A 25,588-nucleotide genomic window follows, 5' to 3' on the forward strand; every position below is an offset into this window, starting at 1 on the left:
GCAGCCCCCACAGCACAAGCGTCGTCCTGGTCGACGCCTACCCGTCGAGTCACGCGCCGGCGTAGGCGTTCATGTACCGCGGTTGCGCCGTCGTCCGCGCACAGAACACGGCGAAGGCAAGGCGGCGGGACTGTGCGGCACGCGGCAACTGCTCAGGGACATGGCAAACGCCGACCGCCGCCCGGTGTGCTGCCGGGCGGCGGTCGGCGTTGAGCGCGGTGCGCGCTCGACAGGCGTGGGCAGGCTCAGCCGACGGGGTCGCCGTCGAGGTGCTCCACGGGGGCGACGTCCCCGGCCGGTGCGGCCTGGCTCGTGGCCGCGGGCCGCCGGTCGAGCCCGAGGGCCAGCGGTACGGCCAGCACGCTGATCGCGGTGAGGAACACCCAGGGCAACGCCGCACCGCCCTCCAACAGCGCGGTGAGCAGCGCCGGGGCGACGGCACTGCCGATCGACCAGGACAGCTGGTAGACGGCCAGATAGCGGCCCCGCAGATGCTCGGGCGTCATCACCACGCTCAGTTCGCTGGTCGGCGGCGAGCTGAGGATCTCGGCCACCGTGTAGAGCACCATCGCGATCAGCAGCCCGGCGATCACCGCCCAGCCGGGCAGCACGAGCAGCATGCCGAAGACGACGAACGCCGCCGCGTTGAGCAGCAGGGCCAGCACCAGCACCGTCACCGGCCTGCGGGCCTCGATCCACCGGCTGGCGAGCGTCTGGAGCAGCGCGACCATGGCCGTGTTCAGCACGATGAGCACGCCGACGATCCAGGAGCCGACATCGAGGTTGTCCGCCGCGTAGACGGCGAGCAGCACCGTGATCACCGTGGAGGCGAAGACGAAGGAAATGTTCGTCGCGACCAGCCGCAGATACCGAGTGTCCTTCAGCACGGTGCGGTAGCCGCCCGAGGGTTGTCCGGTGGTTTCGCCGGCCGCCTGCTCCGGCTCGGCAGGTTTCGGCTCGGCGGGTTTCGGCTCGGCGGGTTTCGGCTCGGTGGGTTTCCGCTCGGCAGGCTTCGACTCCGCGGGCTTCGGATCCGCGGGCCCGGCGCCGGCCACCTCGCTCGTGTCCGCGCCCCGCAAGGTGATCACCAGCCAGCCTGCGACGGCGAAGGTGACCACGTTGATCACCATGACCGCCCGCAGCCCAGCGACGGTTCCGATGCTCAGGGCCACCGCGGACGCGGCGCCGCCAAAACCGACGCCGACATTGCGCAGGGCACGGACGAAGCCGAACCAGCGGGCCCGCTCGACGCCCCGGGCGACCAGCACGGTGAGCGGACTGCTGCCCATCCAGAAGGCGGTGGAACCCAGCTGCACCACGAACTGCCACAGCACGATCTGCCAGGCCGCGTGCGAGAACAGGAAACCGATGAATCCGGCCACCGAAACCCAGTTGCCCACGGCGACCACGGTGCGCGGACCGTAGGCGTCCAACAGGCGCCCGATGAAGAGCGGAAAGGGCAGGACGAGCAGCTGGCCGGCGGTCAGCGCGGCGCCGACGGCGACCAGCGACAGCGACGTCGTCTTCACGAAGAAGACGACGATGAACGCCGTCACCAACCCGTTTCCCAGGCTGTCGATCAGATTGGCCGTGACGAATCGGCCTTTTCCCGCGAGGTCCGGCAGACCCCAGGCCGACTGGATCCGCCGCCACGCCGAGGGCGCCGGGGAATGCTGCGGCATCATGACTTCTCTTTACTTCGCTGCATCGGCCGGCAATTCGCCCACGGCAGGCACTTCGCCCCAGACGGGCAGCTCGCTCTTATGGAAGACGGCCGCGCTGCGCGCCTTGGCATGCGACAGGACGGAGATGATGCCGCCCGAACCGGCCGGCACCAGCTTGCCGAATACTCCTGCACAACCTTGCGGGGTGTAGAACATGCCATAGGCCGCATGCCATTCCTCGGTTTTCCCGGATACCGGGTCCACGACCAGCTCAGGCCGGGGGATCACTCTCTGCTGTACGACACATCCTTCGGCGGCGGAGTCCTCCAGAGCCCGCCGCCACGTGGCGTCGTCCGTTTCCCATCCCACCACGGCGCCGACTCCGCCGCCGCGCGCGTTGACCTTCAGGATCAACTGATCGCGCCGCTCCAGGCATGCGTCGAAGAGGTCGGTGTCGGTCTTGAGCGCGTCAGTGTTGATCAGCCGGGTCCAGGGCAGCACCCGGTCGATGAGCCGGCCCTCGTCCGCGGTGAAGTTGCGCCGCCACTTCGGGTCCGAAAGCAGCGCCATACATGCCTTGTTCGCGAGCATGTTGCTGGAAAGCGGCGTCCACAGCAGCGTCCCGCCCGCCCGGTGTGCACGCAGCAGGGGCGCGACCAGGTCCCAGCCGTCGGGTTCCTCGGCGATCTGGTCCGGGACGAAGCCGCGGTAGACCACGTCGATCTTCGTGTCCCCGAGGTAGAGCGCCCCGCCGCGTTCGTGCACGTCGGAGACCTCGGCCATCCGGATGTCGAGGCCCGCCCAGCGCAGTGCGGACAGGTCGTTGAGCCAGGCGGCGCCGTAGTCCGCCAGACCGCCACGCCATTCCAGCAGGGCCACCACCGGCTCGCGCCCGGGTGCCACCCGGGCGCCGAAGCGGCGCAGCGCCTCCACCGCGGCGCGAGCGGGATGCACGTAACCCAGCCGATTCCGGCGCGCGAAGGCCGCAAAGGCGTCGACCTCCATCGTCGCCCGGGAGATTTCACCCGCGAGGCCCCAGCCGCCGGCCTCGCTCCCCAGATTGAACTCAAGGAGTTTGAATGAGGTGCCGTCGTGATACATGTCGGCCCGGCCATAGTGGGGTGGCAGTACGTCACCGAACTGCCGTATCGCTTCCCAGTGGCCGTCGCTGATGCCCAGCACCGAGCGAAATGCTTCCAGATCACCGCCGAACATCCGGTCCGGCAAGGAAAGAAGCATTGTGAGGAGGTGTTGCAGGTCATCGCCGAAATCGCGAATCTCACGCTCGGCGACGAAGAGGGGTCTGGCCAAATACTCGCCATGCCAAGGTGCGAGCGTCGGGAAGTTCTTGACGTGCTGGGCGACCGTTGGCAAGTCGCTGCCCGGTGTGCTGAACTCCTCGTTGTACTGGGCCGTTACCCGCTCCGCCGACATGAAGTCTCCGCTCTGCTCGATGGCGACCGGGCCCCTCGGCCCGCAGGGTTCATTGTTTCACCCCGGTCTTCGGCGCGACTCAATTGCGGCTCAATTACCGGTCAACGGCCCCTGTGGGCACGGAGAATCTGTGTTAACACTAGAATGCCTGAACACCTGGACGGAATGGTTCAGCCAGGCGGGAATGTCACGCCCGGAATCGACTCGATCACAGGAACAGACATGGCAGACCGACCGCCCGCGGCCGCTGCGTCGGCGGCGTAACTCATCATCGGCGGCGGCCACTTCATGAGCTGAATAATGCTCCGTCAACTCCCCCTCACTTTCAGGAGTAGCCTCAGCATGCGACTGAACCACATGCAAGTCGACGAATACCGCTCCAACGGATTCTTGCTGCTGGAATCCCTGCTGGACCAGCGAGAAGTGGAAGCACTGCGCTCCGCCTTCGAGCGTGACAGCGTGATCCCCGGCCCGCAGGTCGTCACCGAGGAAGGCGGGACGGAGGTCCGCGCGGTGTACTCCTCACACCAGCGGCAACCGGAGTACGCCAGGCTCATCCGCGACCCGCGCCTTCTGGGCCCCGTCCAGCAACTGCTCAGCAACGACGTCTACATCTACCAGTTCAAGATCAACGCCAAGTCTGCCTTCGGCGGCGACAAGTGGGCCTGGCACCAGGACTACCTCGCCTGGCGCCTCGCTGACGGCCTGCCCGCCCCCCGGCAGATCAACGTCGGTGTCTTCCTGGACGACGTGACCGAGTTCAACGGGCCAGTCATTTTCCTGCCCGGATCCCACCGCGATGGGCTGGTCCGCGAGGGCCGGGAAGACTCCGCCAAGTCGGACCAGCACCTGGACCCCGATGACATCTCGCTGACCCCGCGGCAGCTCGCCCAACTCGTCAGCCGCCACGGAATGTCCGGCCCCAAGGGCCCTGCCGGCTCCATAGTGTTCTTCTCGCCGGAGATCGTGCACGGTTCGGCACCCAACATGTCCCCGTTCACCCGCCGGCTGCTCATCGCGACCTACAACGACGTGGCCAATCTGCCGCAACCGTCCGGCCCGGCCCGCCCCGCCCACGTGGTGTGCCGGGACACCGAGCCGCTGCTCGCCCTGGACGTGCCGTTCTCGGAGAACCTTGAGACGGTGACGGCATGACGGCCGGCACCACGCACGCCCTCGTACTACAGGAGTGCATCGCACCGCTGCGACGGGCGCACCTTCGGCCTGCATCCGGCCCGCGACGGCGATAGGCTCGTCGCCTGCGGGTTCAGCGGCGTCTCTGGCACCGATATGCGCTTGTGCTAGGGCCGGCTGGTCACTCCTGTACCACTCGACATGGGCAAGTCCGGTCCCTCGACCCGCTCCCCCCATGTCGGAGGCATCGTCAGCGGCAGCGACCGGCTGGCCTTCAGCCAACCGCTGTGTGGCAGGCCGTCCTGGAGTCGCTGCCCAAACCGATGCGGGCCGGGGGCTCGGGGCGATTCCGTACGGCCCGGCGAGCCCGCCCGCCCGGCCGCGGGTGCCCTGGCCGTCCAGCCCATCCGGCCAGCCTGGGGCAGATCGACCGGGTGATCGCCACCCTGGTCAGCGACGACCTCACCCACAGCCGGAGCGTGACCCGCATCAACCGCACGCCGCACACGATCAGTTATCACCTACGCAAGATGCTCGGCACACTCAGCGTCCGATCGCGCAGCGAACCCGCGGGCACGGTCAGGCCGAGACTATGGGAGGCGCCATGACCGCCACGACGGACACTTTCACCGACGCCATCGGCGGGCTCGGGGACGCCGAGTGGGACCGGCTCGCCGACGGCAGGTTCTACTCGTCGGCGCTGTGGCTGCGGGTGTGCGCCCTCGACCCCGGGTCGGTCTCCGGCGGACTGCACGTGAAGACTTCGGGCGGCGGCCGGGCCGCGATCCCGGTGGCGGCGGTGACCGACGAGCCCACCCCGGACCTGCGGTGGCACGACATGCTGGCCGCGCGCGGCCTGCCGGCGCCCGAGCCGGGCGGCCTGCTCATCGGCCAGCGCCGCGGCTACCTGGCGCACCTGCTGACCGGCGAGGGAACCGATCGGACCGAGGCCGCCGCCGCGGTGCTCGACGCGGTCCGCGCGCTGCGCTCACCCCTGCATGAGGAGTCGAAGATCGCCCGCGTGGCGATGTACCTGACCACCGAGGACGTGGGGGCGCTGCGTGCGGCGGGGGTGCGGACCGCCCCGGTCGCGTTGAAGACCGACGCCTGGATCGAGATCCCGCCCGGCGGCTTCCACGCCTGGCTGGAGTCGCTGTCGGCGCACCGGGCCCGCCGTATCCGCAGCGAGATACGGAAGTTCGAGAAGGCCGGATACGAGGTGGAGCACCGGACGCTCGCCGAGTCCTGGCAGGACGTCGCCCGGCTGCTGGCCCGTTCGCTGCTGCGCTACGGCAGAACCGTCGACGTGGCCCCGATGGCCGAGTCCTTCCGCAAGCAGGGGGAACTCGCCGGTTCGCGCGCCGAAGTGGTGCTGTGCTCGCGCCCCGGCGAACCGCCCGTCGGCTTCTGCCTGTACTACCGTTGCGGCGACACCGTGTACCTGCGGGGGCTCGGCCTCGATCACGACCAACTCGCCTCGGCCGCCGAGTACTTCAACCTCACCTACTACATGGCGGCGCGGCTTCCGGGAGTGCGCTGGATTCACGCGGGCACCGAGACCGCGGAAGGAAAGGCGCTGCGCGGCGCGACGCTCCGGCCGCTGTGGCTGCTGGACCTGTCCGAGGACAGCCCGCTGGCCGGGTACGACGAGGAGATCCGCGAGCACAACCGCGCCCTGCTCACCCGCCTGCGCGACTCCTCGCCCGCGGTTTCCGACGCCCTGAGGTACGAGCTCTGGGAGCCGTACTGCTGAGGCCAACTGCCGCCCTGGTAGGAGGAGTTGTCCAACGCCGTAGACCCGACCGGCTCCTACAGGAATGAATCCACGAAAGAGCCGGCCCGGGTCTGTGGCTGCTTTATGCCTTCATGCCTGGCTGACGCCACTCAGCCGGCTGTGTGCTCCTCGTCCACCTCACCACCACGCAGGGCGAGTGGTGGCGGAGCGCGCGTTCGTCCGGCACGAGCACGGTATCTCGCCGCCCGGCACCGTGCCGCAGCCCCGCACATCGTGCAGCAGCTCCGCCGCGTTCGGCCGGTCCATGGGCTCAGACCACCGGGTTGAAGTCGACCTGGAGCATGTCGCGCACGCCCGAGGCGCCCTCGGAGACGGTCGGCGAGACCTCGTGGGTGATCATGTTGTCGTCGAAGAACATGGAGTCGAGCGGCTGGAGCAGGGTGGTTTGCACGATGCCGCTGCCGTCGTTGGGGTGGACGGTGGACAGGCCGCCGCTGACGCCCTCGCGGCGCATCAGGTGCAGGCCGACGCAGGAATGGCCGTCGCGGTGGCGGCCCTCGGGGGTGGGCAGGCCATCGGCGCCGGCGCGGGCGACCACGCGGACCAGGTGAACCCCGACCGTCCACGAGGTGTTGCCGTTGACCGCGGTCGCCATCCGGGCGTCGAAGCTGACCAGGGCGCGCATGCCGGCGCTGAGCAGGACGTCCTCGGCTATCGGCTCGAAGACCCGGTCCTTGCCCTTCCAGAGCGGGATGGCGTCCTGGCGGAAGACGGCGTTGGGCAGGACCTCGAAGGTGACGTGGTCGCCGTCGACGTCGACGCGCAGCCGGCCGTAGCGGCGCTCGCGGTAGACGCCGACGCCGTCGACCTGGGTGTCGACCGGCAGGTTCTCCCAGGCGCCGCGGAGTTCCTCGAGGTCGGCGTCGCTGATCAGCCCGGCGAGCTCCGGTGTGCGCAGGACGACGAAGCCGGTGCGGCGGACCTGCTCCGAGAAGGTGGGCACGCCGTCACGGAGCTGCGGTGCGGTGGTCAGCGTGTTGCTGGTGCTGTCGGTCATGGTGTTTCCCCTTTGCACGGGTGTCCCGGCGGGGCCGGCGTTTCCGGCCGGGCCGGGTGCGGTTGATGTCGGGTGCGGCCGATGGTCCGGTCACGCCCGGTGACGGCGGTCGCCGCGGGCAGATCGCCAGAGGCGTGGTGGGTCGTGGCGGGTGCTCACTCCTGCTCCTCGTACTCGACGTGCAGCGTCCGGGCGAGGTGGTCGAGGTACGCTTCGGCCTCCGCGTCCGACGCGTGGTGGGAGAGCACGACCGCCGGGTTTCCGGACCAGTCCGGATAGGGGCGCAGCACTGCGCCGGGGCCCGCGGTCTGCACCACGTAGTCCACCTGCGGGTCGGTACGCACCGCGTCCAAGCCGCGTATCTGCTTGACCCGTCCGCCGCTGCCGATCGGCACCAGGTACGCCGCCGCGTGGCCGGCCGGTGCCGGCTCCTCACGCCAGCAGAGGGGCTCCTGGCCGAGGTGGATGCGCAGTGCCTCGGCGGCCAGGTCGATCCCGCTGCTGACGTGGGCGAGGTGGTGCATATTGCCCCCGCCGCCGAGGCGCGCGGTCATCTCCAGCAGCACCGGCCGCACCCCGCCGACCAGCCGCAGTTCGGTGTGCGTGGTGCCTGCCGTGACGCCGAAGGCGTGGTGGGCACCGATCACCTCCGCCTCGATCGCGGCGAGTATCTCGGCCGGCAGCTGGGCGGGGGCCCGCAAGGTGGTCTCCTCGAAGTAGGGCCCCGTCAGCTGTCCCTTCCAGCTGACGGCACAGACACGTACCTGCCCGTGGTACACGAGGGATTCGGCGGAGATCTCCGGCCCGTCCAGGTACTCCTCGACCAGCACACCGGTGTCCGGGTCCGGTCCGTGGGCGGCGCCCAGGTGGGTTTCGACGAGCTTCCAGGTGCGGGCCACGGCCTGCTCAAGGCTGTCCCTGTCGTCCGCACGGATCACACCGAAACTGGAGTGGCCGTTCGCCGGTTTGACCACGACGGGGAACCGCAAGGTCAGCGCGTCGGTCCAGCCGTCCGGATCCTTGATGACCACGAAGCCGGGCACGCCCAGACCCGCTTCCAGCAGGCGTTGGCGCATGCTGCGCTTGTCGCGCACCACGGCCGCCGCCTCCTCGGTCAGCCCGGTGAGTCCCAGCTCCCGAGCGGCCCGCGCCACGAACGGTATGACCCTTTCATTGCCCGACATGATGCCGTCGAAGGGCTCTTGCCGGTAGCGGTCGGCGAGCGCGGACAACGCACCGTCCGGGTTTCCGTCGATGTCCAGCGGCAGCAGTTCGACCACCGCGTTGGCCCGCCCGGCGGACTCCGCCGAGTCGTCCCCCCTGGGGATGAGGATCAGGTCGATACCGGCGCGCTCGGCGGCATCGAACACCCAGGGGAACACGGACAACTGACCGGCGAGGACGAGTTTCGGGCGCTGCGGCATGACGATTCTCCAAGGATCGGCTGCGGGACGGGTTCGGGCAAGGTGGTACGGGAGCGGTGGCCGTCAGGCGGAGCACATGACCGGCGCGCTGCTCGGCCGCGCCGCGAACGGGCGTATCCCGGGCTCCCATTCGTAGGAGAACCGGCCGTTCACGCACGGGTGCTGCGCGCGCAGCAGGTAGTTCTCCGCGAGCTCCTCCAGCAGGTCCTCGGCCTGCTGGTCGCTGATCCCCAGGGCCGTTGCGACAAGCGCCGGCGTGAGCCGGTCGGGGACGCCGGGAGACAGCAGCGCGTACGCCAGGGGCCGCGACTCGGCGGGCAGCGTCGCGAGCGTCCGGTCGAATCCGGCCCGCACGCCCAGCGGATCGCTGTCGGCGCCGCCGGACGCGAGGACCCAGGCAGTGGCCTGCCGGGCCGTCCAGTGCGGGCGGCGGCGCAACTGCGAAGCGACCGCGAAGAGCGCGCCCGGCAGCCCCCGGCACAACCGGGCCAGCCGTCGCAGCCCCTCCGGGTCCATGGTGATCCGGTGTCTCGGCACGGAGGAGGCCAGCAGGTGCAGACAGTCGTCGAAGGGCAGTCCGGCCAGTTCGACGTGGACCGCCGACGAGGACACGAACAGCCGCCGTCGGCTGCCGATCACCACGCCGCAGCCGGCGCCGGAGGGCAGCAGTGGGGTCAAGTCCCGTACGTCGCACACGTCGTCGAGCACCACCAGGACGCGGAGGTCGGCGGTCCAGGTGCGGAACAGCAGGCTCAGGTCGGTCGTGCCCAGTCGCAACTGCTCCTCGGTCGCGCCGAGTCCCCGCAGGAACGAGCGGAGGATCTCGGCGGGCCGCACCCGCCGGCCGGCGCCGTCACGGAGACGCGCATAGAGCCGTCCGTCCGGGTAGTGACCGCTCACCTGATGCGCGGCGTGCAGGCACAGCTCGCTCTTGCCCGTGCCGGGGGCGCCCCCCACGATCACGAGCGGCCGGTCCTCCCGCGCCCGGCCGGCCAGCACCGCGGTGAGGCGCGCCAGCTGGCCGGCGCGTCCGGTCAGACGCTCGCGCGGGGCGGGCAGATGGCAGGGCACCCGGGTGGCGGCGGTCACCGCCGTGAGCCGCCCGGCGGGGCGCAGCAGCGCCTCGTCCGACGTGAGCACGGCCGTGTGCAGGGCCTGGAGTTGGGGCGAAGGGTCGAGGCCCAGCTCGGTGGCGATCCGCTCGCGTGCGCGCTGGTAGACCTGGAGCGCTTCCGCCCGCCGGTCCATGCGGTAGAGAGCCGTCATCAGATTGCCCTGGGCCCGCTCGTCCGTCGGTTCCCGCCCGGCCATCGAGGTGAGTTCGCCGAGCACCTCGTGGTGCCGGCCGAGGTGCAGGTCGGATTCGATCCGCAGGTGGAGTGCGCTGGTACGCAACTCCTTCAGGCGGGCCGCCTCGGCCTTCAGCGTGGGCCCCTTGCGCACGTCCACCAGGGCATCGTCCCGCCACAGCTGCAGCGCGGCGGCGGCGGTGTCACGGGCCTGGGCGAAGTCCTCGGCACGGAACTCCGCCCGGGCACGGTCGAGCAACGGCTCGCACCGGAAGGCGTCCACGTGGTCGGCGGGCAGCGACAGCTGGTAGCCGCCGTCGACCGTGCCCAGCAGCGGCCCGGCCGCCCGTACCGCGCCGCCGCTCCTCGGATTGCCGAGGGAGAACCGCTTCCTGAGCTGGTACACATACGTCTGCAGCGCGGTGTGTGCGCTGGCCGGCGGGTTGTCGTTCCACAGCTCGTCCATGAGTTGCTCGAAGGGCACCACCCGGCCCGCGTTCAGCACGAGCGTTGCCAGTGTCTGACGTACTTTCTGGGCGGCCGGCGCCATGTCGACGCGGTGATCGTCCCCGTAGGCCTGGAGCGGCCCGAGAAGGTTGATTCTCATGAAATTCGCCCTGTCTCATGTTCGTTCGGTCCCCGCCGGACCGGCCGGCGACGCCACCGCCAGGCCCGCCCGCTCGGGCCGGGCGGTGAGGAGGTGCTCGGCCGCCGGGTGTCAGGAACTCCTGGCCCCGGCTACCGCGGCCAGGGTCGGGTGGTGCCGGGCAACGATGTCGGGGAAGGAGCGGATCAGCCCCTTCATGACGTTGTCGCCGTAGAGGGCGAACAACGGGTTGCCGGCGACGTCGATGACTCCGCCGGCGCCCTCGACGTAGGGGCTGGGCAGTGGCTGCATCGTGGCGTCCAGCCGAGGGTTGTAGAAGAAGGGGATGGAGTAGCGGTTGACGCCCGGGGCGGGCCGGACCACCCGGTGGAGGGTGGCACGCACATAGCCCCTCGTCGCGACCTCCAGCAGCTCTCCCAGGTTGACCACGAACGCCCCCGGGATCACCGGCACGTCGGCGAACTGGTCGTCCTCGACCGCGACTTGGAGGCCGCCGTTGCCGTCCTGGACGAGCAGGGTGAGCAGTCCGAGGTCGTTGTGGATGCCGGTGCCCTGGCCGGGGCCGGCGTTCTCGCTCGTCTGCGTGGGGCCGGGGTAGTGCAGGAGTTTGAGGTGGATCTGCGGATCCGGATCGACCACATCGTCCAGGAAGTCGGCGGGGGCGTCGAGCGACTCGAGCATCAGCCGGAGCAGCCGATGTGACAGATCGGTCAGCCGGGTGATCCATGACTCGATGGCCGGACGCAGCTCGGGCATCGCCGCGGGCCACTCGTTCGGGCCGATCAGGCACCGGTAGGCGGGTTCGCCGGGCGCGGGCGTCCTCGCGGGCTGCTCCGGCCCGATGTCCAGCTGTTGGCGCTGGTCGGGGATGCCCTTGGTGTGTTCGCGGCCGAGTTCGGAGTAGCCGCGGAACAGCGGCGAATCGAGGATGTTCAGCGCGAGCCGATCGGCCTCGGGCAGGGCGAAGAACCGGCGGGACAGTTCGAGCATGTCCTCGGCGTCCTCGATGCCGTGGCCGACGAGCTGGAAGAAGCCGATCTCGTGGATGGCCTGGCGCAACCGGTTCAGGAACGCTGCCCGGGTTTCTTGTGAACCGGCGGCGTCACGGAGGTCGAGCACGGGAAAGCGGTCGGTCATGGCAGCTCCTTCGCCTCGCTGGTCTGGTAGTGCGTCGGGTCGGTCACGCCGGCGTCCCGGAACGCTTCCTGCCGCTCCCGGCAGGCGGCGCACCGTCCGCACTGCAGCGCATCGCCACGGAAGCAGCTCCAGGTCTCGGTCCAGGGGACGCCGAGTTCCTCACCGAGCGACACCACGTCGCTCTTGCGCAGCCTGACCAGCGGCGCGGTCAGGGTCAGGTCGGGGTGCGCGTATCCGCGGGTCGCGATCCGCTCCATGGCGAGGAAGGAATCGATGAACGCGGCATTGCTGTCGGGCGCGGCCTGGAGGTCGTCGACCACCCCGACGGCCACCGCTTCCGCCTTCTGGGCGACGGCGACCGCGAAGGCGACGGACAGCAGGAGGGCATTGCGGTTGGGTACGACGTTCGGGCTCCCGCCGGACGCCCCACTCCGGTGATCCGGCACGTCGACGGTCGGGTCGGTGAGCGAGGAGCCGCTCAGGAGCTTGCCTACGGGGCTGAGATCGACGACGTCGTGCGGCACCCCGAGTGATCGAGCCGCCTTCGCGGCGAATTCGTGCTCGACGAGATGGCGCTGGCCGTAGTTCACGGACAGCAGGTGGAGGGTGTGTCCTTGTGCCTGGAGGTGGTAGGCCATGGTGACCGAGTCCAGGCCGCCGGACACGATTGCGACAGTTTTCGGCATGCGTCGCCTTCCGGCAGACGGAGAGGGATGGAGGATCGGTGCTTGAGGATCAGGGCTGCGGTGTGCTGTGCCCCGAAGCGGTGGCGGACGTGCGGGCGCGTGTCACGGTGCCGGTGTGGCCGGGACGAGCAGCCGGGTCGATCGGTGGCCCTTGCGGTAGGTCAGTTCGACTTCGGGCCGCGGACCGTCCAGCCTCGTGGTGACGGTTCGCTCCTCGCTCCACCCGACCAAGCGGTACTCGTTTCCGCCGAGGGCCACCAGCGGGAAGAGGTGGTCCTGGGGAGATCGAATGGCCAGCTCCGTGCCGGTGTCGACGATGCTGAAGGTGGCCTGCGGCTGCGGGCCGATGAGCGACCCGAACACCTCTATTTCCAGCAGGTGCGCCGGCGCGTCGAACGAACACCGCGCCGCTTCCCGCTCTTGGTCGGTCGTGGCCACGGCCGGACGGTTGTAGAGCACATCCGGGCCGTTGAAGTAGTCGGCCCAGTCAGCCGGGAACAGCCCTGCGAGTTCCGGTGTGACGAGCACGTCCACGACGAGATGCACCCGGTGCTCGGTACCGAGGTTCTGGATCTGGTGCTTGCGGCTGAAGTCGCCGAACCAGAACTCACCGGGCTGCCAGCGATAGATCCCGCCGTCAAGGTCCAGCGAGGCTTCCTCGTGGGTGATGACCGGGATGTGCAGCCGGGCCATGCCCCAGTCCGGGGCGAACTTGGGATCGCAGTGGCGGTATCCGACGACGCCGGGCCCGAGATCCATGAATCGGGTTGCGTAGAGGGGTCCGGGGATCGAGCGCAGGACCTCCTGCACGTACGGCATGTGGTCCAGCCACTCGGTGTCGGCGAACTCCGCACTGCCAGGGCCCCCTGGGTCGGTACGTGTCTTGTCGCCACCGGGGCTGCGCACCGGGAGGCAGCGCCAGTCCTGTTCGGCCCACCTGGACACTCGCCCGTTCTCGTGCGAGCTCTGCTCATCCCACAGGTGGTCGCGCGCAGTCATGAGGTCGGCCACCAGCCGGTCGGCGTCCAGCACGGGGCGCAGCCGAGCCGCTTCCGCAGGCGTCGAGGAATCGTTTTCGTTCATCGTTGTCCCTTCATGTCGACCGGACCGGGTTCCCCTGTGTGCCATCGGCCGCGATCGACCAGTCGGCCCCCGCAGCGGTCCGGAGAGTGAGCTCGCGAGCAGCGTCACGCCCGTCCCGAGCGCCGCGCCGGACGCCGCACTTTCGGAGTCCGATGACTGGTCACGCCCGGAGCAGGTCGAACAGCTCGCCCCGGAGCCCGGGGTCCGTGCTGAACTCCCCGCGATATGCGGTCGAGGTCATCTGCGCGGCAGCCTTGATGCCGCGCATCGACATGCAGAGGTGCTCGCCCTTCGCTATGACAGCGACGTCCGGGGTGCCGCTCAGGGTGCTGATCTCAAGCGCGATCTGGTCCACGAGGCGTTCCTGGACCTGCAGCTTGTGCGCGTACTGATGGGCGACCCTGGCGAACTTCGACAGGCCGAGCAGTTGCCCCGTCGGGCGGTACGCGATCGTCACGGAGCAGTTGAACGGCAGGAGGTGGTGCTCGCACAGCGACCAGACCTGAATGTCTGAGACGACTACGAGCTGGCTCGTGCCGATGGACTCGAAGAGCGTGCCCAGCGAACCCGGTTCGTAGTTGATGAACTCTCGCCACCAGCGGGCGAACCGCGCCGGTGTGTCGCGCAGTCCGTCGCGATTCGGGTCCTCGCCGATCTCCACCAACAGTTGGCGGGCGATCTCGACCAGGGGGTCCTCGGTCGTCCTCGACGCTGACGGGTCACCATCGAGGTCCAATTTTGTCATCGACATGTGGTCACCTTTCGTCCGGGCTTCGGAGTTACCGGCCTCACGGCCGGTACTCGGCCCAGGTCTTGGGAGTTTCTGAGATACGCACGCAGGTCAACTCGGGAAACTTCATCGACCATGTCTTGTAGAGCCAGGCCGCCATGTTCTCGGCCGTCGGATTTTCGTCCATCACATCGTTGAGATGCCGATGATCAAGGTGATCGTCCAGCCATGCCTTGAATGCGGACAACTCTCCGTAGTCCCGAACGAAGCCCACGGGCAACAGATCCGCATCATCGGCTCCAAGCTCCAGCTCGATCACATAGTTGTGCCCGTGCATTCGGGCACACTGGTGCTCAGGAGCAAGGCCGGCAAGCCGATGACTGGCCGAGAATTCAAATTTCTTGGTGATGCGAAATGCCATCGATCCGAGTTCCCTTCTGCTTTGCGCGCACCGTTGCTCACACGGCGCGTTTGTCGTCCCACACCAAGGTGTGCAGTCTGGTCGTCAGGTTCCAGCCGCGCTCTACCACCGCGTCGGCCAACTCGCTCATATGCTTGGTGACATCGTCGGCGCTGCGCCCGATCGGCATGATCCACACCGAGGGCAGGTCGAAAGCGGCAACCAGCTGGGCCACTTCGTCGAGATCACGGGTGTTCTGGCAGACGAACTTGAACGTGCTTTCCGGCAGTGCCGAAAGACTGGCGAGGGCGGCAGGGACGATCCTGCGCTGCAGGGTGTCGCCCGAGTGCGACAACTTCGGCGAGACGTTGAACCTGACGCCGGCGGCAACGAGTTCGGGGTGCGCGGCGTGCGTCCCGTTGGTCTCGATCTCGATCTCTTTGCCGCGTCCGGTCAGTGCTGCCACCAGAGGAATCAGCCGCTCTTGCTGGCCCAGGGGCTCACCGCCGGAGATCACGATCAGCTCGGTGTCGAATCCGAGCAATTCCGCGACGACCTCGTCGACCGGGCGGCGGTGCAGCTCCTTACGCGGATCGTGGGCGACCCCGCTCTCACCGGCTCCGGTCCAGTCCCACGTGTAGGGCGTATCGCACCACGAGCACGACAGGTTGCACCCGCCGAGTCGCAGGAACGCGCACCTGCGTCCCAGGGACCGGCCCTCACCCTGGACGGTCGGACCGAAGATTTCGTTGACTACGAGATCCTGCTCCATGGCGCACCGTTTCCTATGAGTGGGACGGCTCGACGGCCGCGGGCTTCTGCGCCTGGACTATGAACCAATGCCGACTCAGCCGGACGCCCTGTTCGACGGTCACCGCGGCGACATATCGATCGAATGCCTCCTTGTCCGCCGCCGAATCGTAGTTGTCGAGGATCGGCACTTGGTGCAGAAAGGTGTCCAGATCGCCCGCCGAGTGGTAGAACTCCTCGAACCGGAACGCCTGGTTTCTTGTCACGACGAAACCAGCATCGGAGAGTTCTTGAGCAATCTCCTCCGACAAGGGCCTGCCGTTCCAGCTGTCGAAGTTCTGGCCGCGACCGAACGTTTCCTTCAGCTCTCGCGCGTCCTGCTCCCCGATCCCCATGTACATCACGACCCCGCTGGGGCGCAGCACCCGCTCGAATTCACGGGGGATCAGCGGACCGCGGCGGGAAGTGACCACATCGGCGTACCCATCGGGCAGCCCCGTGTGGGCGGCATCGCACAGCTCGAACGTGACGTGCGACAGACCTGCCTCCGCTCGGTACCGCGCGGCGCATTCCAGCATCGAGGGCGACAGATCTATACCGGTCACGGCGCCGTACGCACGAGAGATGCGCAGCAAACTACGCCCGTCGGCGCAGCCGACATCCAGCAGTCGGGCGTCCGGCGCTCCCAGGGCGATCGCCAGTTCATCGAAGACGGCGTCCGGGCGGCCGTCGGCGAATACGTCGGTGCTCCGCGCATCGCTCAGGTAGCCGCCGAACCGCTCGGCCACCCGGGAGTAGAACTCCGCGTCCATCGTCATCGGCCGTGCACCTTCCCCTGAATCTTTGCGCTGCGCTGCGATTCGGTTTCCGGGACGCCGCACGCGGCGGGTGTCACCGCGTCCCGGGTCAATACGGTCATTCGGACCACTCCTTGAGGGCCGTCCCCTGAAGGGGCCGCCGAGGTCGGCAGGACCCAATCTCCGATGTCGCCCTATCGGCCCGGCATCACGGCGCATCCACCGCGGGACGGGTGCGGGGTAAATCGGTGATAGCGCGAGCATGCGGCCGCGATGGGCACCTGGTTCACGCTGGTTTCAGCAACACCCGGACGGATTGCGAAACGGGTGGCGAAGGGAGGAGAACGGAGATGGCCATCAAGAAGTTGCCGGCTGCCACGGGGGACGTCGTCGTGCCGGTCCTCGGCGCTGTGGGACATCAGCACGGAGTGGAGCAGGGCCCGATCGCCGTGTTGTCGGCGGGCGCACCACCCACCGACAACACGCCGTGGTCGTGACGGGCCGGCATGCCTCCTGGTATCAGCCGACCGGCGTCATCGTCCTGCCCAGGGTGGCAACGATGTCAGCCCGTACGGCGGCGGCCCCGCTGTGGTCCAGGATCCGCTCCCGAATCCTGGCCGATCGGGAGTAGTACTCGACGGCCTGTTCCACCCGACGCAGGTGGGTGTTGACCCGGCCGAGGTCGTGCAGCACATACCCCTCTCCGACCAGGTCGCCGCTCGCCCCGACCATGGCGAGGACCTCCAGCAGGGTCCGTTCCGCCGCCTCGTACCGCTGCTGGTACATCAGCATGTGGCCCAGCCGCCGCAGTGCGAGGGCTTGGCCCCGGTCGAAGCCGGCTGACCGGCAGATCCCGAGCGCCTCGTCGAGATACGAACGGGTTCGCGCGAAGTCCGCTCGCCGCATCGTGATGTGTGCCATCTCGCCCAGCACGTATGCCCGGCCGATGACGTCCTGCGCCCGCACGAAGTTGCGCTCGGCGCTCTCGTAGAGGGTCAGCGCCCGATCCTCGTCAGCATGGTGCCGCTCGATGCGCGCCAGGTCACGCAGACACAGCGCTTGGCCACTCGGCTCCCCGATGCGCTCGAAGATCTCCAGAGCGGTGCTGAGGTAAGGGCCTGCTGCCTCATGCTCGCCCCGGTACAGGTGCAGGGTCCCCAACGAGCCGAGTACCGCTGCCCGGCCCCGTTCGTTGCCGGCCTCCTGTACCGCGGTCAGCGCCACCTGATGGGTGCGCTCCCAGAGTTCGGGATAGCCACGGGCCTCGAAGAGCGTCACCAGAGTCGTGGCCAGCTCCCAGCACAACTCGTCCAGCCCGGACCGGGCCGCCAGCTCGACCGCGTTCAACAGGTTGGTCTGCTCGCTCTCCAGCCACCCGAGCGGGTCGCGGAGGCACCGCTGGACCTGGTCCTCCGGCGGATGCCACCGTTCACCCCGGCCCGTCACGAGGGTGTACGCACCGCCGTAGATCTCTTTGTGCGCCCGCTCGGCGAGCGCCATCCAGCCACCGACCATGCGCCGCACCGCTCCGGCGCGTTCTGCCTCGGGAATCTCCGCGGGCAGCCGTTCGTGCGCGATCATCCGTACGATCTGCGACAGTCCGCATCGGAACTCCCCGCCCCGGTCCATGGCGGTGATGTCGAGGAGCCGGCTGTCGATGAGTGGTTCCAGCAGGTCAGCGGGGTGCGGCGTGCGGTCGTCGAGAAGGGCGGCACCCAGCCAGCTCGGGATCTCCGTCCCCTCGGCCAGGCTGAGCAGGCACAACAGGCGACGGTCGGCCGCCGCCAGGCCGTCGTAGCTGAGCGAAAGACTTGCCCGGATCGACAGCTCGCCGTGTGCCAGCTCGTCCAACCGGCGGTGCTCGTCCTCAAGCCGCTGACACATGGAGGTCAGTGACCAGTGCGGGCGCGCGGCCAGGCGCGCGCCGATGATACGCAGCGCGAGGGGCAGCCCGCCCACCAAGCGTATGACGACCCGCGCTGCCTCCCGCTCGCTCTCCACACGGTGCTCTCCGATGATCCGCCCCAGGAGCTGGATGGCCTGTTCCGGACTCAACGGCTCCAAGTTGAACCGGCGTGTGCCCGGCAACGCCGTGAGCTGGCCGCGGCTGGTGACCAGCACGCCGCTGCTGCCGGTTCCGGGCAGCAGCGGCATCACCTGCGACTCGCTCACCGCGTCGTCCAGCAACACCAGGATCCGGCGACCGGCCAGCAGACTGCGGTACATCTCCGCGCGCTCATCAAGCGCATCGGGTATGGCCTGGCCCGGTACGCCCAGCGCTCGGAGGAACCGGCCCAACGCCTGGGCGGGGCCCACCGGTTGTCCGCCCGGCCCTCGGAGGTCGCAGTAGAGCTGTCCGTCCGGGAAGTACTCGGTCGCGAGTCGGTGCGCCACGTGCCTGGCCAACGTGCTTTTGCCGACACCGGGTCTGCCGAGCACCAGGACCACGTTCAGTTGCCCCCTTTCCTGTCCCGCGGTGACGGCGTCGCAGACCGCTGAAACGATCGTGTCGTCGGCTACGAAGTCGCCGATGTCGGCGGGAAGTTGCCTGGGGGTGACGACCGGGTCGGGATCGGCACTGCGCTCTTGCACCGCCTCAGTCAGCGGCGTCACCGCGAGAGAACGTGGTTCGACCGGTTCGTCCGGTTCGGCCAGTGCCAGGTCAGCGTCGTCGGTCAGGATTGCCTGCGCCAGGTCGCGCAGTTCCCTTCCCGGGTCCAGGCCCAGTTCTTCGGTGAGCATCGCGCGGCCCTGGTGGTAGACGTCCAGCGCCTCCGCCTGCCGGCCCGAGCGGTACAACGCCACCATGAGGTGCCCCCGCAGCCGCTCACGCAGCGGATGGTCGGCGACAAGCTGCATCAGCTCGCCGACCAGGTGCTCGTGCCGGCCCAGCTCCAGCAACAGCCGCATGCAGGTCTCCACCGCTTCCAGGCGGCTCTCGTCCCACTGCGCTGCCGTACCGGCCAGGACTTCGCTGGGTACACCGGCCAGGCACCGCCCCCGCCACAGCCCTATCGCCGAGCGCAGCGTGTCCACCGCAGGCATCTTCAGACCGTCACGGGCCAGCGCATGCGCCTCTGTGACCAGGCGACGGAAGGTGCCGATGTCGGTCGCATCCTCCGGCGCCCTCAGGATGTACCCACAGGCACGGGTCTCGATGGTGGCGTCGACTCCCCCGTCCGAAAGTGCCTTGCGGAGCCGGGAGATGCAGATCTGCACCTGGGCGCGTGCGGTCTTCGGCGGACGGTGTGCCCAGATGACATCCACCAGGCGGGTCGTCTCCACCACCCGGTTCAGTTCGAGCACCAGCGCCCCGAGGACGATCTCTTGACGCCCCGGTGCCACGGATACGGCCCCCCGCTCGCCGCACACCTCAAGCGGCCCGAGCACCCGGAAAGGAGCTGCCGCTACGCCACTACCGTCGTAACCTGACGAGACTGCCATGCATAACCTGCTTCTGTGCTATCAGCCAGGCGATGTGTCCGGCTTGCAAAGTGGAACGGAACGCAGACCGACCTGGCCACTCAGCCGTAACCACTGACTGCGTCGCCCTGCACCTCCAAGAGCTCGGCCGTCGCCGACCGTCGCCCGGTGGAGTCCCACGGGTGCCCACCCGCCGTTGTGTTCCGGGGCGGGGAGAACTCTGCCGACGTGGTGTCGTTCATCGAGACTGCTCCGATCAGCGGTGTACCGGGACGGTGGACAGGAAAGGGAGCGGTGTGCGCGGCGGGATGAGACCGAGGTCGTGGTGTATCGCGTCGCGCTGACCTGGAACGTGCGCTCCATGTGCGGTTCGTGCCAGGTGCGGCCGTTGACGTGCAGTCCCACGACCAGGTCGGCGTCCGGGTCAGCGGAGGGCCAACGGTGCTTTACGACCCACAGTGCCCGAAGGCGCCCGAGGAGACCTGCCGGTGGCACGCGGGCTTCTCACCGCGACGGCCAGGCCCGGGCGCTCCTTCACCCCGCTCTGGAAAAGTGGTGGCGATACTGGCCCGGTGTGACGCCGAGGGTGCGTTTGAAGCGGCGGTGCAGGGTCTCGGCGAAGCCGAATCCGCAGGCCCGGGCGATCGCGTCGATGGTGGTGTCCGTCGTCTCCAGCAGAGCCCGGGCAGCCTCGATGCGGACGGTCTCCACATAGGCGGCCGGGGTGAGTCCGGTCTCGGCGCGGAAGACGCGGGTGAAGTTGCGCTCGCTCATACCGGCGCGTTCGGCGAGCACCCGGACGGTCAGGTCGTCAGCGAGGTGGTCGGTGACCCATGCCTGAACGTCCCGCAGCGGCTTCCGCGTGGGCCGCTGCGCGGCGAGCTGGGTGCTGAACTGTGCTTGGCCGCCCGGGCGTTGGACGAACATCACCAGCATCCGCGCGACGGCCCGGGAGACCTCGGGCCCGTGGTCCTCCTCGACCATGGCGAGCGCCAGGTCCATCCCCGCCGTGATGCCGGCGGAGGTCCACACCGCCCCGTCGTGTACGAAGATCTGGTCCGGGGTGACCGTGACGTCCGGGTGCTCGTGGGCCAGCCGCTCGCAGGCCGCCCAGTGCGTCACCGCGCGCCGTCCGTCGAGCAGCCCGGCCCGCGCGAGCAGGAACGCGCCCGTACACACGGAAGCGACCCGCCGGGCCCGGCCGGCCGCCGCCCTGAGCCAGCCGACAAGCTCCTCATCGTCCACCGCCTCCCGATCGCCCGGCCCACCGACGACCACCAGCGTGTCCAGCGGTCCCTCACACTGCTGGACGCCACTGCCGGCCGCAACGTCGATCCCGTGACAGGCCCGCACCGCTCCGGCCCGGCCCGCGACGATCTCCACGGCATAGCCCTCACCCTCGGGCACCCACCGTTCCGTCTGCGCGAACACCTCATGCGGTCCCGCCAGGTCCAGCACCTGAAACTGCGGATAGACAAGGAAGACGACGCGCCGTTGGGTCACCGAATCATCATGGCCCGCCGTGTCATTTGGCAGCAAGGACACGAATATGACGATCTCCGCCACCGGCGTGGTGCCAGGCTTCGCTTTCGGTGGGTCCGGCCGGAAGGCACCGAAGGGGCCGAGCAGTTCGGTGGTGGGGAGCGCGTCTCCGGGAATCGGGCCGACCAACACGGCGGAGATGAGTCGGGGTTCGTCCTCGGGGCAGGGCTGCGTGCTCGCCGTCACGAGGCACGCCGGACGTAAACAGCCCGTCTGCTGACGGCGTTTCATCACGCCGGCGCGCTGCACCGCCGCGGGAATCCGAGCCGGCGGCACGGCGGTGCCGTCTGGTGTACCGGCGTGTGTCATCCGGATGGAGTTGAGCACCCTGCCTCCTGTCCACGACCCCGCCACTTCTGTGAGGTCAGAGCGTGCGGAGGCTGTTCACCTTCATGTGACGCCCGTGACCAGCGCAATCGTGGAGCACCACAACACGGACCACGAGATCGGACGGCCAGAACCACGACAGTGGGAACGTGATGGCAAAAGCGACATCCCGGTTCCGTCGCACCGGTGCGCGGCCATGGTGGTTCTTCTCACGGTGGAGGTCACGCCACCGATGTCCGGCGCACTGCGTCCTCGTGTGTGAGGACGCTCACGTCCACCCAAGGAGGCAGGGATGTCCCGACCGGCATGTGCACGACGGGAAGCGGCACGGCTGCTGGCCACCGCGACCGAGCGCGCGCATGCGGGCACCGGTCGTCTGGTCCTGCTGCGCGGTGCCACCGGTACGGGCCGCACCACGGTCCTGGAGGCCGCCGCCGAGGACGCCGCCGCCCGCGGAATGCAGGTGCTGCGCGCCCGCTGCTCCGCCGGCGACTCCGCGATCCCCTTCGCCACGGTCCTTCAACTCTTCTGCTCCATACCCGATTTCGCCGATCCGGCATGGGACGGGGATGAACGGGCGACCGGCACCGGGCTGCGACGGGTACTGCGTGCGTACGCCGAGCAGTCGCCGCTGCTGATCACCGTGGACGATGTGCACCTGGCCGACCCGGCGTCCCGCCGCTGGCTGGTGGAGTCCGCCCGGCTCGTGGACCGGCTGCCGATCGTCCTGGCGGCCACCGAACGCAGCCAGTACGACGTCGACCCGCCCGCACAGGGCCTCGCCCACAGCCTCTCCCCCTCCCTGGTCACCACCCACACCCTGACCCCGCTGTCCGACACCTCGGCGGTCACCGCGATCCGTTCGGCCTTCCCGGACGCCGACGACGCCTGGATCGAGGACTGCGTTCGGGCCAGCGCGGGCAACCCCCTGCTGCTGCGCGCCCTGCTGGACGACCTCTCCGACGGCAGTCACCCGGTCGTGCCGGACACCTCGGCCGCGCTGTACCCGGGAGCGTTTTCGGCGGCCGTGCAGTGGTGGCTGGACTGCGCGGGGCCGGGCACCGCGGAGGTGGCACGGACGCTGGCGATCCTGGACGAGGGCTGGGACCACGGACCCGCCCCCGGCGCGGGGTTCCCCGTCCTCCACATTCCCTCACTTCTCGCCGAACTCTCCGGCGCCGACCCGGCCCGGGTCGCGGGCTGGATCACCGCGATGACCGGTCTCGGCCTGCTGCGCCCCGACGGCATGGGTCGCCCCCGCTACGCCCATCCGCTGCTGCGGGACGAGATGCTCACCGGCGTGCCCGCGGCCCGGCGGCGCGCCGCGCACCGGACGACCGCCGAGGCGATGCTGCACCGCGGTGTCTCCAGCGAGCTCGTCGCCCGTCAACTGCTGCTCACCGACGTGGTGGACGCGCCCTGGGCACTGCCGGTGCTTCAGGACGCCGCTTCGCTGGCGTTGCGTGAGGGGCACATCGAGGACGCGGTGGCTTTCCTGCGCCGCGCTCTGGACGAACCCCTCTCCGATGAGAGCAGACAACGCCTGCTGACCGAGCTGGGCTCACTGGAGTACGCGGTGCCCGGCTCCTCGGCCGCGATCCTGCGGCTCACCGAGGCGCTGCGGCTGCCGGGGCCGCCGCAGGAACGGGTGCGCGCCGCGGTCGCCCTGGGGACTGCGCTGACCGGCCGTGGCAGGACCAGCGCGGGGGTCGAGGTGCTGCGCTCGCTGTACGACGCGCTCGACGACCGTCCCGACCTGGTGCGCATCCTGCGGCAGGCGTTCCTGCAACTGTCCGACAACGAGCAGCTGGTGCGGCAGGAGGCGTACAAGCGGCTGGCCGAGGTGGCCGAGCGCTCGCCGGAGTCGATCAGCACGGCCGGTCACGCGTACCTGGTGAAGTACGCGGTCGCGGCAGGTCTGAGCTCGGCGAGGGAGGCGATGCTGCGCCTGCGCGGTCTGCTGGCGGAACCGGCCGACCCGTTGTCCGAGCCGTACCTGCTGGGGACGGTCGCCGCGGTCGCTCAGTGGGCCGACGAACTCGACGAGGCCGAACGGCTGGTGGAACGCGGTCTGGCCGGGCAGCGCCCCGACTTCCTGCATCCCATGCACGGGTCGCTGCTCAACACCCGTATGGACATCGTCGCGGCACGGGCCGACTACACACGCCTCCTGGCCGACCCGCCGCCCGCCGCCGCGGCCCCGACCAACGCCCATGCCCACGCGCTGACGGCACTCGTGGCGACGGGCCGCGCCGCCGAGGCCGAACGCCTGGCCGCGGCCTTCGACTTACGGACGGCGCCGGATTCCTGGGAGCTGAACCGGTTCCTGTACGCGCGCGGGGAGCTGCGCGCGGCGAACGGTGACCTGGCGGGAGCCCTGCACGACTTCCTGGAGTGCGGGCGCCGCCAGTCGGCCCGGGAGGTGTTCAGCCCGGTCGTCACCCCGTGGCGCACGGCGGCCGCCGAGTGCCATCTGGCCCTGGGCGTCCCTCGGGAGGCGCTCGCCCTGGCCGAGGAGGAGCTGCGCCTGGCCCGGGTGTGGAACACGCCCCGCACGGTGGGCCGGGCACTGCGTGTCCTCGGCACCGCGACCGGTGGGCGCCGGGGTCTGGAGCTGACGCAGGAGGCGGTACGGCTGCTGCGTAGCGGCCCGGCAGGACCGGAGATCGTGGCGGCGCTGCTGGCCCTGGGCCGTCAATTGACCGCGTCGGGCGAGTCGTCCCGCGCCCGCGACATCCTGCGGGAGGCGGCCGGACTCGCCGAACGCCTGGGTGCGATACGGCTGCGGGACCTGGCGGAAGAGGCACTGCGGGCGGGCGGCGCGCGCCGTCCGGCGACACGGACCGGTGCCGCCTCGCTCACCGACAGCGAGCGCCGTATCGCCGAACTGGCCGCGGGGGGACGCACCAACGCGGAGATCGCGGATCTGCTGCATCTGGCCCGCCGAACCGTGGAGACCCATCTGACGCACAGCTACCGCAAGTTGGGAATCCATCGACGCAGCGCCCTGAGCACGGCCCTGTCGGGGGACGACGCGGCGTTGCGGATTTCTGGCCAGCGGCCGGGACACGTGGGGCGAGGATGACACCAACAGACAAAAAACTGGTGGTGCCGTGGCGCTGGGGCGGGACAAGGGCTGGGGCAGGGTCGGCGGCGCCGCACGCGGTGTGCGTTCAGCGCCGGGGGCGCTGTCTGTTCAGTGGGCGAAGCCCCAGTCGAGCATCTTGGTGGCGTCCTCGAAGCGGCCCTCGTCGTCCTTGAGGATCGCGCCGACCAGGGTGCGGTTGTCCCGCTTGGCGGCGAAGACGAGGGCGTACCCGGACTCCGGGCCGCTGCCCGTCTTGATGCCCAGGGCGCCGTCGTAGCTGCTCAGCAGCTTGTTGGTGGTGTTCCAGGTGTAGTACCGGGTGCGACCGTTGGCCGCCGGTGCCTCGGTCTTGAACTGCTTGTTCTTCACGATGTCGGCGAACACCGGCTGCAGCATGGCGCGCTGGCCGAGCTTGGCCAGGTCGCGGGCGGTGCTGTGGTTGTTGCCGTGCGAGATGCCGTCGAAGCCGTCGAAGTGCGTGCCGATCAGGCCCAGTTGTTGCGCCTCGGTGTTCATCTGGTACACGAAGTCGGCGATCCGCGCGTCCGCGGTGTCCCCGGAGCCGAGGTTGTCGGCCAGGGCCATCGCGGCGTCGTCGCCGGACGGGATCAGCAGGGCGTGCAGCAGTTGCTCGACAGTCAGCGTGTCGCCGGTCTGAAGGTCGGCGGTACTGCCGCCGACCTTCTGGACGTAGTCCCGGTACTCCTGCTTCACCGTGATCTGCCGGCTCAGCCACTCCGGGTGCTTGAGCACCACGAGGGCAGTCATGATCTTGGTGGTGCTGGCCATCGACACGCTCTCGTCCGCCTTGGCCCCACCCCACAGCTCCCGCTCCTGGCTGCCGTCGCCGGCGTCCAGCAGGAAGGCGTGATCGGCGTTGATCTGGGGAGCGGCCTGATCCTTCGCGTTCTGCGCATCGGCTGCCTTGTCCTGGACAGCGTGCCGGGCCGCCTGGACAGACCGGAACTGCCGCTGCGTTCCCTGCTTCTGGCCGGCCGGTGTGGTGGCCGCGCCGCCCTGCCGGTCGTTCTCGTCAGCGGAGTGCGTGGCGCCGGGGGTGGCCGCCTCGGCGAGACCGCCGGCGGTGATCGGCAGGGCGGCACCGACAAGTGCAACCATCGCGATCCGGACTCCGGTGCGGTGTATGCGGTTCGGGCGGGCGTGGGAACCCATGCGGCGTCCATCCTTCCGGCGAAGGGACGCCGGTGCGTAGAAGAACTCGATTCGTGGCGAACCTACTTGGGCGCTGACAATGACTCAAGTCGGGTATGTCGTAGCCAC

General features: G+C 69.4%; 19 protein-coding genes. 4 read left to right on the plus strand and 15 right to left on the minus strand.

The window, feature by feature from the left end:
- Positions 1-245 precede the first annotated feature (245 nt).
- A complete protein-coding gene (locus tag ACZ7MX_RS00805) occupies positions 246-1,685 on the minus strand; it encodes an MFS transporter (protein ID WP_472127984.1) in 1,440 nt (479 codons plus the stop codon).
- 9 nt (positions 1,686-1,694) lie between these two features.
- A complete protein-coding gene (locus tag ACZ7MX_RS00810) occupies positions 1,695-3,098 on the minus strand; it encodes a glutathionylspermidine synthase family protein (protein ID WP_472127986.1) in 1,404 nt (467 codons plus the stop codon).
- A gap of 342 nt (positions 3,099-3,440) precedes the next feature.
- Between ACZ7MX_RS00810 and ACZ7MX_RS00815 the strand changes: the two genes are divergently transcribed.
- On the plus strand, positions 3,441-4,253 hold the full coding sequence (locus tag ACZ7MX_RS00815; protein ID WP_472127988.1) for a phytanoyl-CoA dioxygenase family protein: 813 nt from the start codon (positions 3,441-3,443) through the stop codon (positions 4,251-4,253).
- A 583-nt stretch (positions 4,254-4,836) separates the two neighbouring features.
- Positions 4,837-5,985 (plus strand): GNAT family N-acetyltransferase, encoded by a 1,149-nt coding sequence (locus ACZ7MX_RS00820; RefSeq protein WP_472127990.1) that lies wholly within the window; start codon positions 4,837-4,839, stop codon positions 5,983-5,985.
- A gap of 292 nt (positions 5,986-6,277) precedes the next feature.
- Here ACZ7MX_RS00820 and ACZ7MX_RS00825 read toward each other — a convergent pair whose 3' ends face one another.
- The 10 genes from ACZ7MX_RS00825 to ACZ7MX_RS00870 all read right to left on the minus strand — a co-directional run bounded on the left by ACZ7MX_RS00825 (position 6,278) and on the right by ACZ7MX_RS00870 (position 15,948).
- Positions 6,278-7,024: a 2OG-Fe dioxygenase family protein gene (locus tag ACZ7MX_RS00825; protein ID WP_472127992.1), complete on the minus strand. Its 747-nt coding sequence runs from the start codon at positions 7,022-7,024 to the stop codon at positions 6,278-6,280.
- 155 nt (positions 7,025-7,179) lie between these two features.
- The gene (locus tag ACZ7MX_RS00830; RefSeq protein WP_472127994.1) at positions 7,180-8,448 is read right to left on the minus strand and encodes an ATP-grasp domain-containing protein; all 1,269 of its coding nucleotides are present in this window, start codon (positions 8,446-8,448) and stop codon (positions 7,180-7,182) included.
- Positions 8,449-8,511: 63 nt separating this feature from the next.
- Positions 8,512-10,344, minus strand: coding sequence for an AfsR/SARP family transcriptional regulator (locus tag ACZ7MX_RS00835; protein WP_472127996.1), 1,833 nt, complete (start codon positions 10,342-10,344; stop codon positions 8,512-8,514).
- 111 nt (positions 10,345-10,455) lie between these two features.
- Complete coding sequence (locus ACZ7MX_RS00840) at positions 10,456-11,481, minus strand: isopenicillin N synthase family dioxygenase (protein WP_472127997.1); 1,026 nt, start codon at positions 11,479-11,481, stop codon at positions 10,456-10,458.
- The gene (locus ACZ7MX_RS00845) at positions 11,478-12,167 is read right to left on the minus strand and encodes a 7-cyano-7-deazaguanine synthase (RefSeq protein WP_472127999.1); all 690 of its coding nucleotides are present in this window, start codon (positions 12,165-12,167) and stop codon (positions 11,478-11,480) included. The genes ACZ7MX_RS00840 and ACZ7MX_RS00845 overlap by 4 nt, the downstream gene beginning before the upstream one ends.
- A 102-nt stretch (positions 12,168-12,269) precedes the next feature.
- Positions 12,270-13,250 (minus strand): aspartyl/asparaginyl beta-hydroxylase domain-containing protein, encoded by a 981-nt coding sequence (locus ACZ7MX_RS00850; RefSeq protein WP_472128001.1) that lies wholly within the window; start codon positions 13,248-13,250, stop codon positions 12,270-12,272.
- A 160-nt stretch (positions 13,251-13,410) separates the two neighbouring features.
- Positions 13,411-13,995: a GTP cyclohydrolase I gene (gene folE / locus ACZ7MX_RS00855; RefSeq protein ID WP_472128003.1), complete on the minus strand. Its 585-nt coding sequence runs from the start codon at positions 13,993-13,995 to the stop codon at positions 13,411-13,413.
- A gap of 43 nt (positions 13,996-14,038) precedes the next feature.
- The gene (locus ACZ7MX_RS00860) at positions 14,039-14,401 is read right to left on the minus strand and encodes a 6-pyruvoyl trahydropterin synthase family protein (RefSeq protein WP_472128005.1); all 363 of its coding nucleotides are present in this window, start codon (positions 14,399-14,401) and stop codon (positions 14,039-14,041) included.
- Between the two features lie 37 nt (positions 14,402-14,438).
- On the minus strand, positions 14,439-15,152 hold the full coding sequence (locus tag ACZ7MX_RS00865) for a 7-carboxy-7-deazaguanine synthase QueE (protein ID WP_472128006.1): 714 nt from the start codon (positions 15,150-15,152) through the stop codon (positions 14,439-14,441).
- Between the two features lie 13 nt (positions 15,153-15,165).
- Positions 15,166-15,948 (minus strand): class I SAM-dependent methyltransferase, encoded by a 783-nt coding sequence (locus tag ACZ7MX_RS00870; RefSeq protein ID WP_472128008.1) that lies wholly within the window; start codon positions 15,946-15,948, stop codon positions 15,166-15,168.
- 329 nt (positions 15,949-16,277) lie between these two features.
- Between ACZ7MX_RS00870 and ACZ7MX_RS00875 the strand changes: the two genes are divergently transcribed.
- Positions 16,278-16,424: a hypothetical protein gene (locus tag ACZ7MX_RS00875; protein WP_472128010.1), complete on the plus strand. Its 147-nt coding sequence runs from the start codon at positions 16,278-16,280 to the stop codon at positions 16,422-16,424.
- 22 nt (positions 16,425-16,446) lie between these two features.
- On the opposite strand, the gene ACZ7MX_RS00880 is transcribed toward ACZ7MX_RS00875, so the two are convergent.
- Both ACZ7MX_RS00880 and ACZ7MX_RS00885 read right to left on the minus strand, forming a co-directional pair.
- Positions 16,447-19,272: an AfsR/SARP family transcriptional regulator gene (locus tag ACZ7MX_RS00880; protein ID WP_472128012.1), complete on the minus strand. Its 2,826-nt coding sequence runs from the start codon at positions 19,270-19,272 to the stop codon at positions 16,447-16,449.
- A 612-nt stretch (positions 19,273-19,884) separates the two neighbouring features.
- On the minus strand, positions 19,885-20,853 hold the full coding sequence (locus ACZ7MX_RS00885; RefSeq protein ID WP_472128014.1) for a GlxA family transcriptional regulator: 969 nt from the start codon (positions 20,851-20,853) through the stop codon (positions 19,885-19,887).
- Between the two features lie 658 nt (positions 20,854-21,511).
- On the opposite strand from ACZ7MX_RS00885, the gene ACZ7MX_RS00890 reads away from it, so the two are divergent.
- The gene (locus ACZ7MX_RS00890; protein ID WP_472128015.1) at positions 21,512-24,304 is read left to right on the plus strand and encodes an AAA family ATPase; all 2,793 of its coding nucleotides are present in this window, start codon (positions 21,512-21,514) and stop codon (positions 24,302-24,304) included.
- A gap of 111 nt (positions 24,305-24,415) precedes the next feature.
- Here the strand turns inward: ACZ7MX_RS00890 and ACZ7MX_RS00895 are convergent, their stop codons facing one another.
- Positions 24,416-25,480 (minus strand): D-alanyl-D-alanine carboxypeptidase family protein, encoded by a 1,065-nt coding sequence (locus tag ACZ7MX_RS00895; protein WP_472128017.1) that lies wholly within the window; start codon positions 25,478-25,480, stop codon positions 24,416-24,418.
- Positions 25,481-25,588: the final 108 nt, after the last annotated feature.

It is taken from the genome of Streptomyces sp. NPDC107765 (assembly GCF_055657085.1).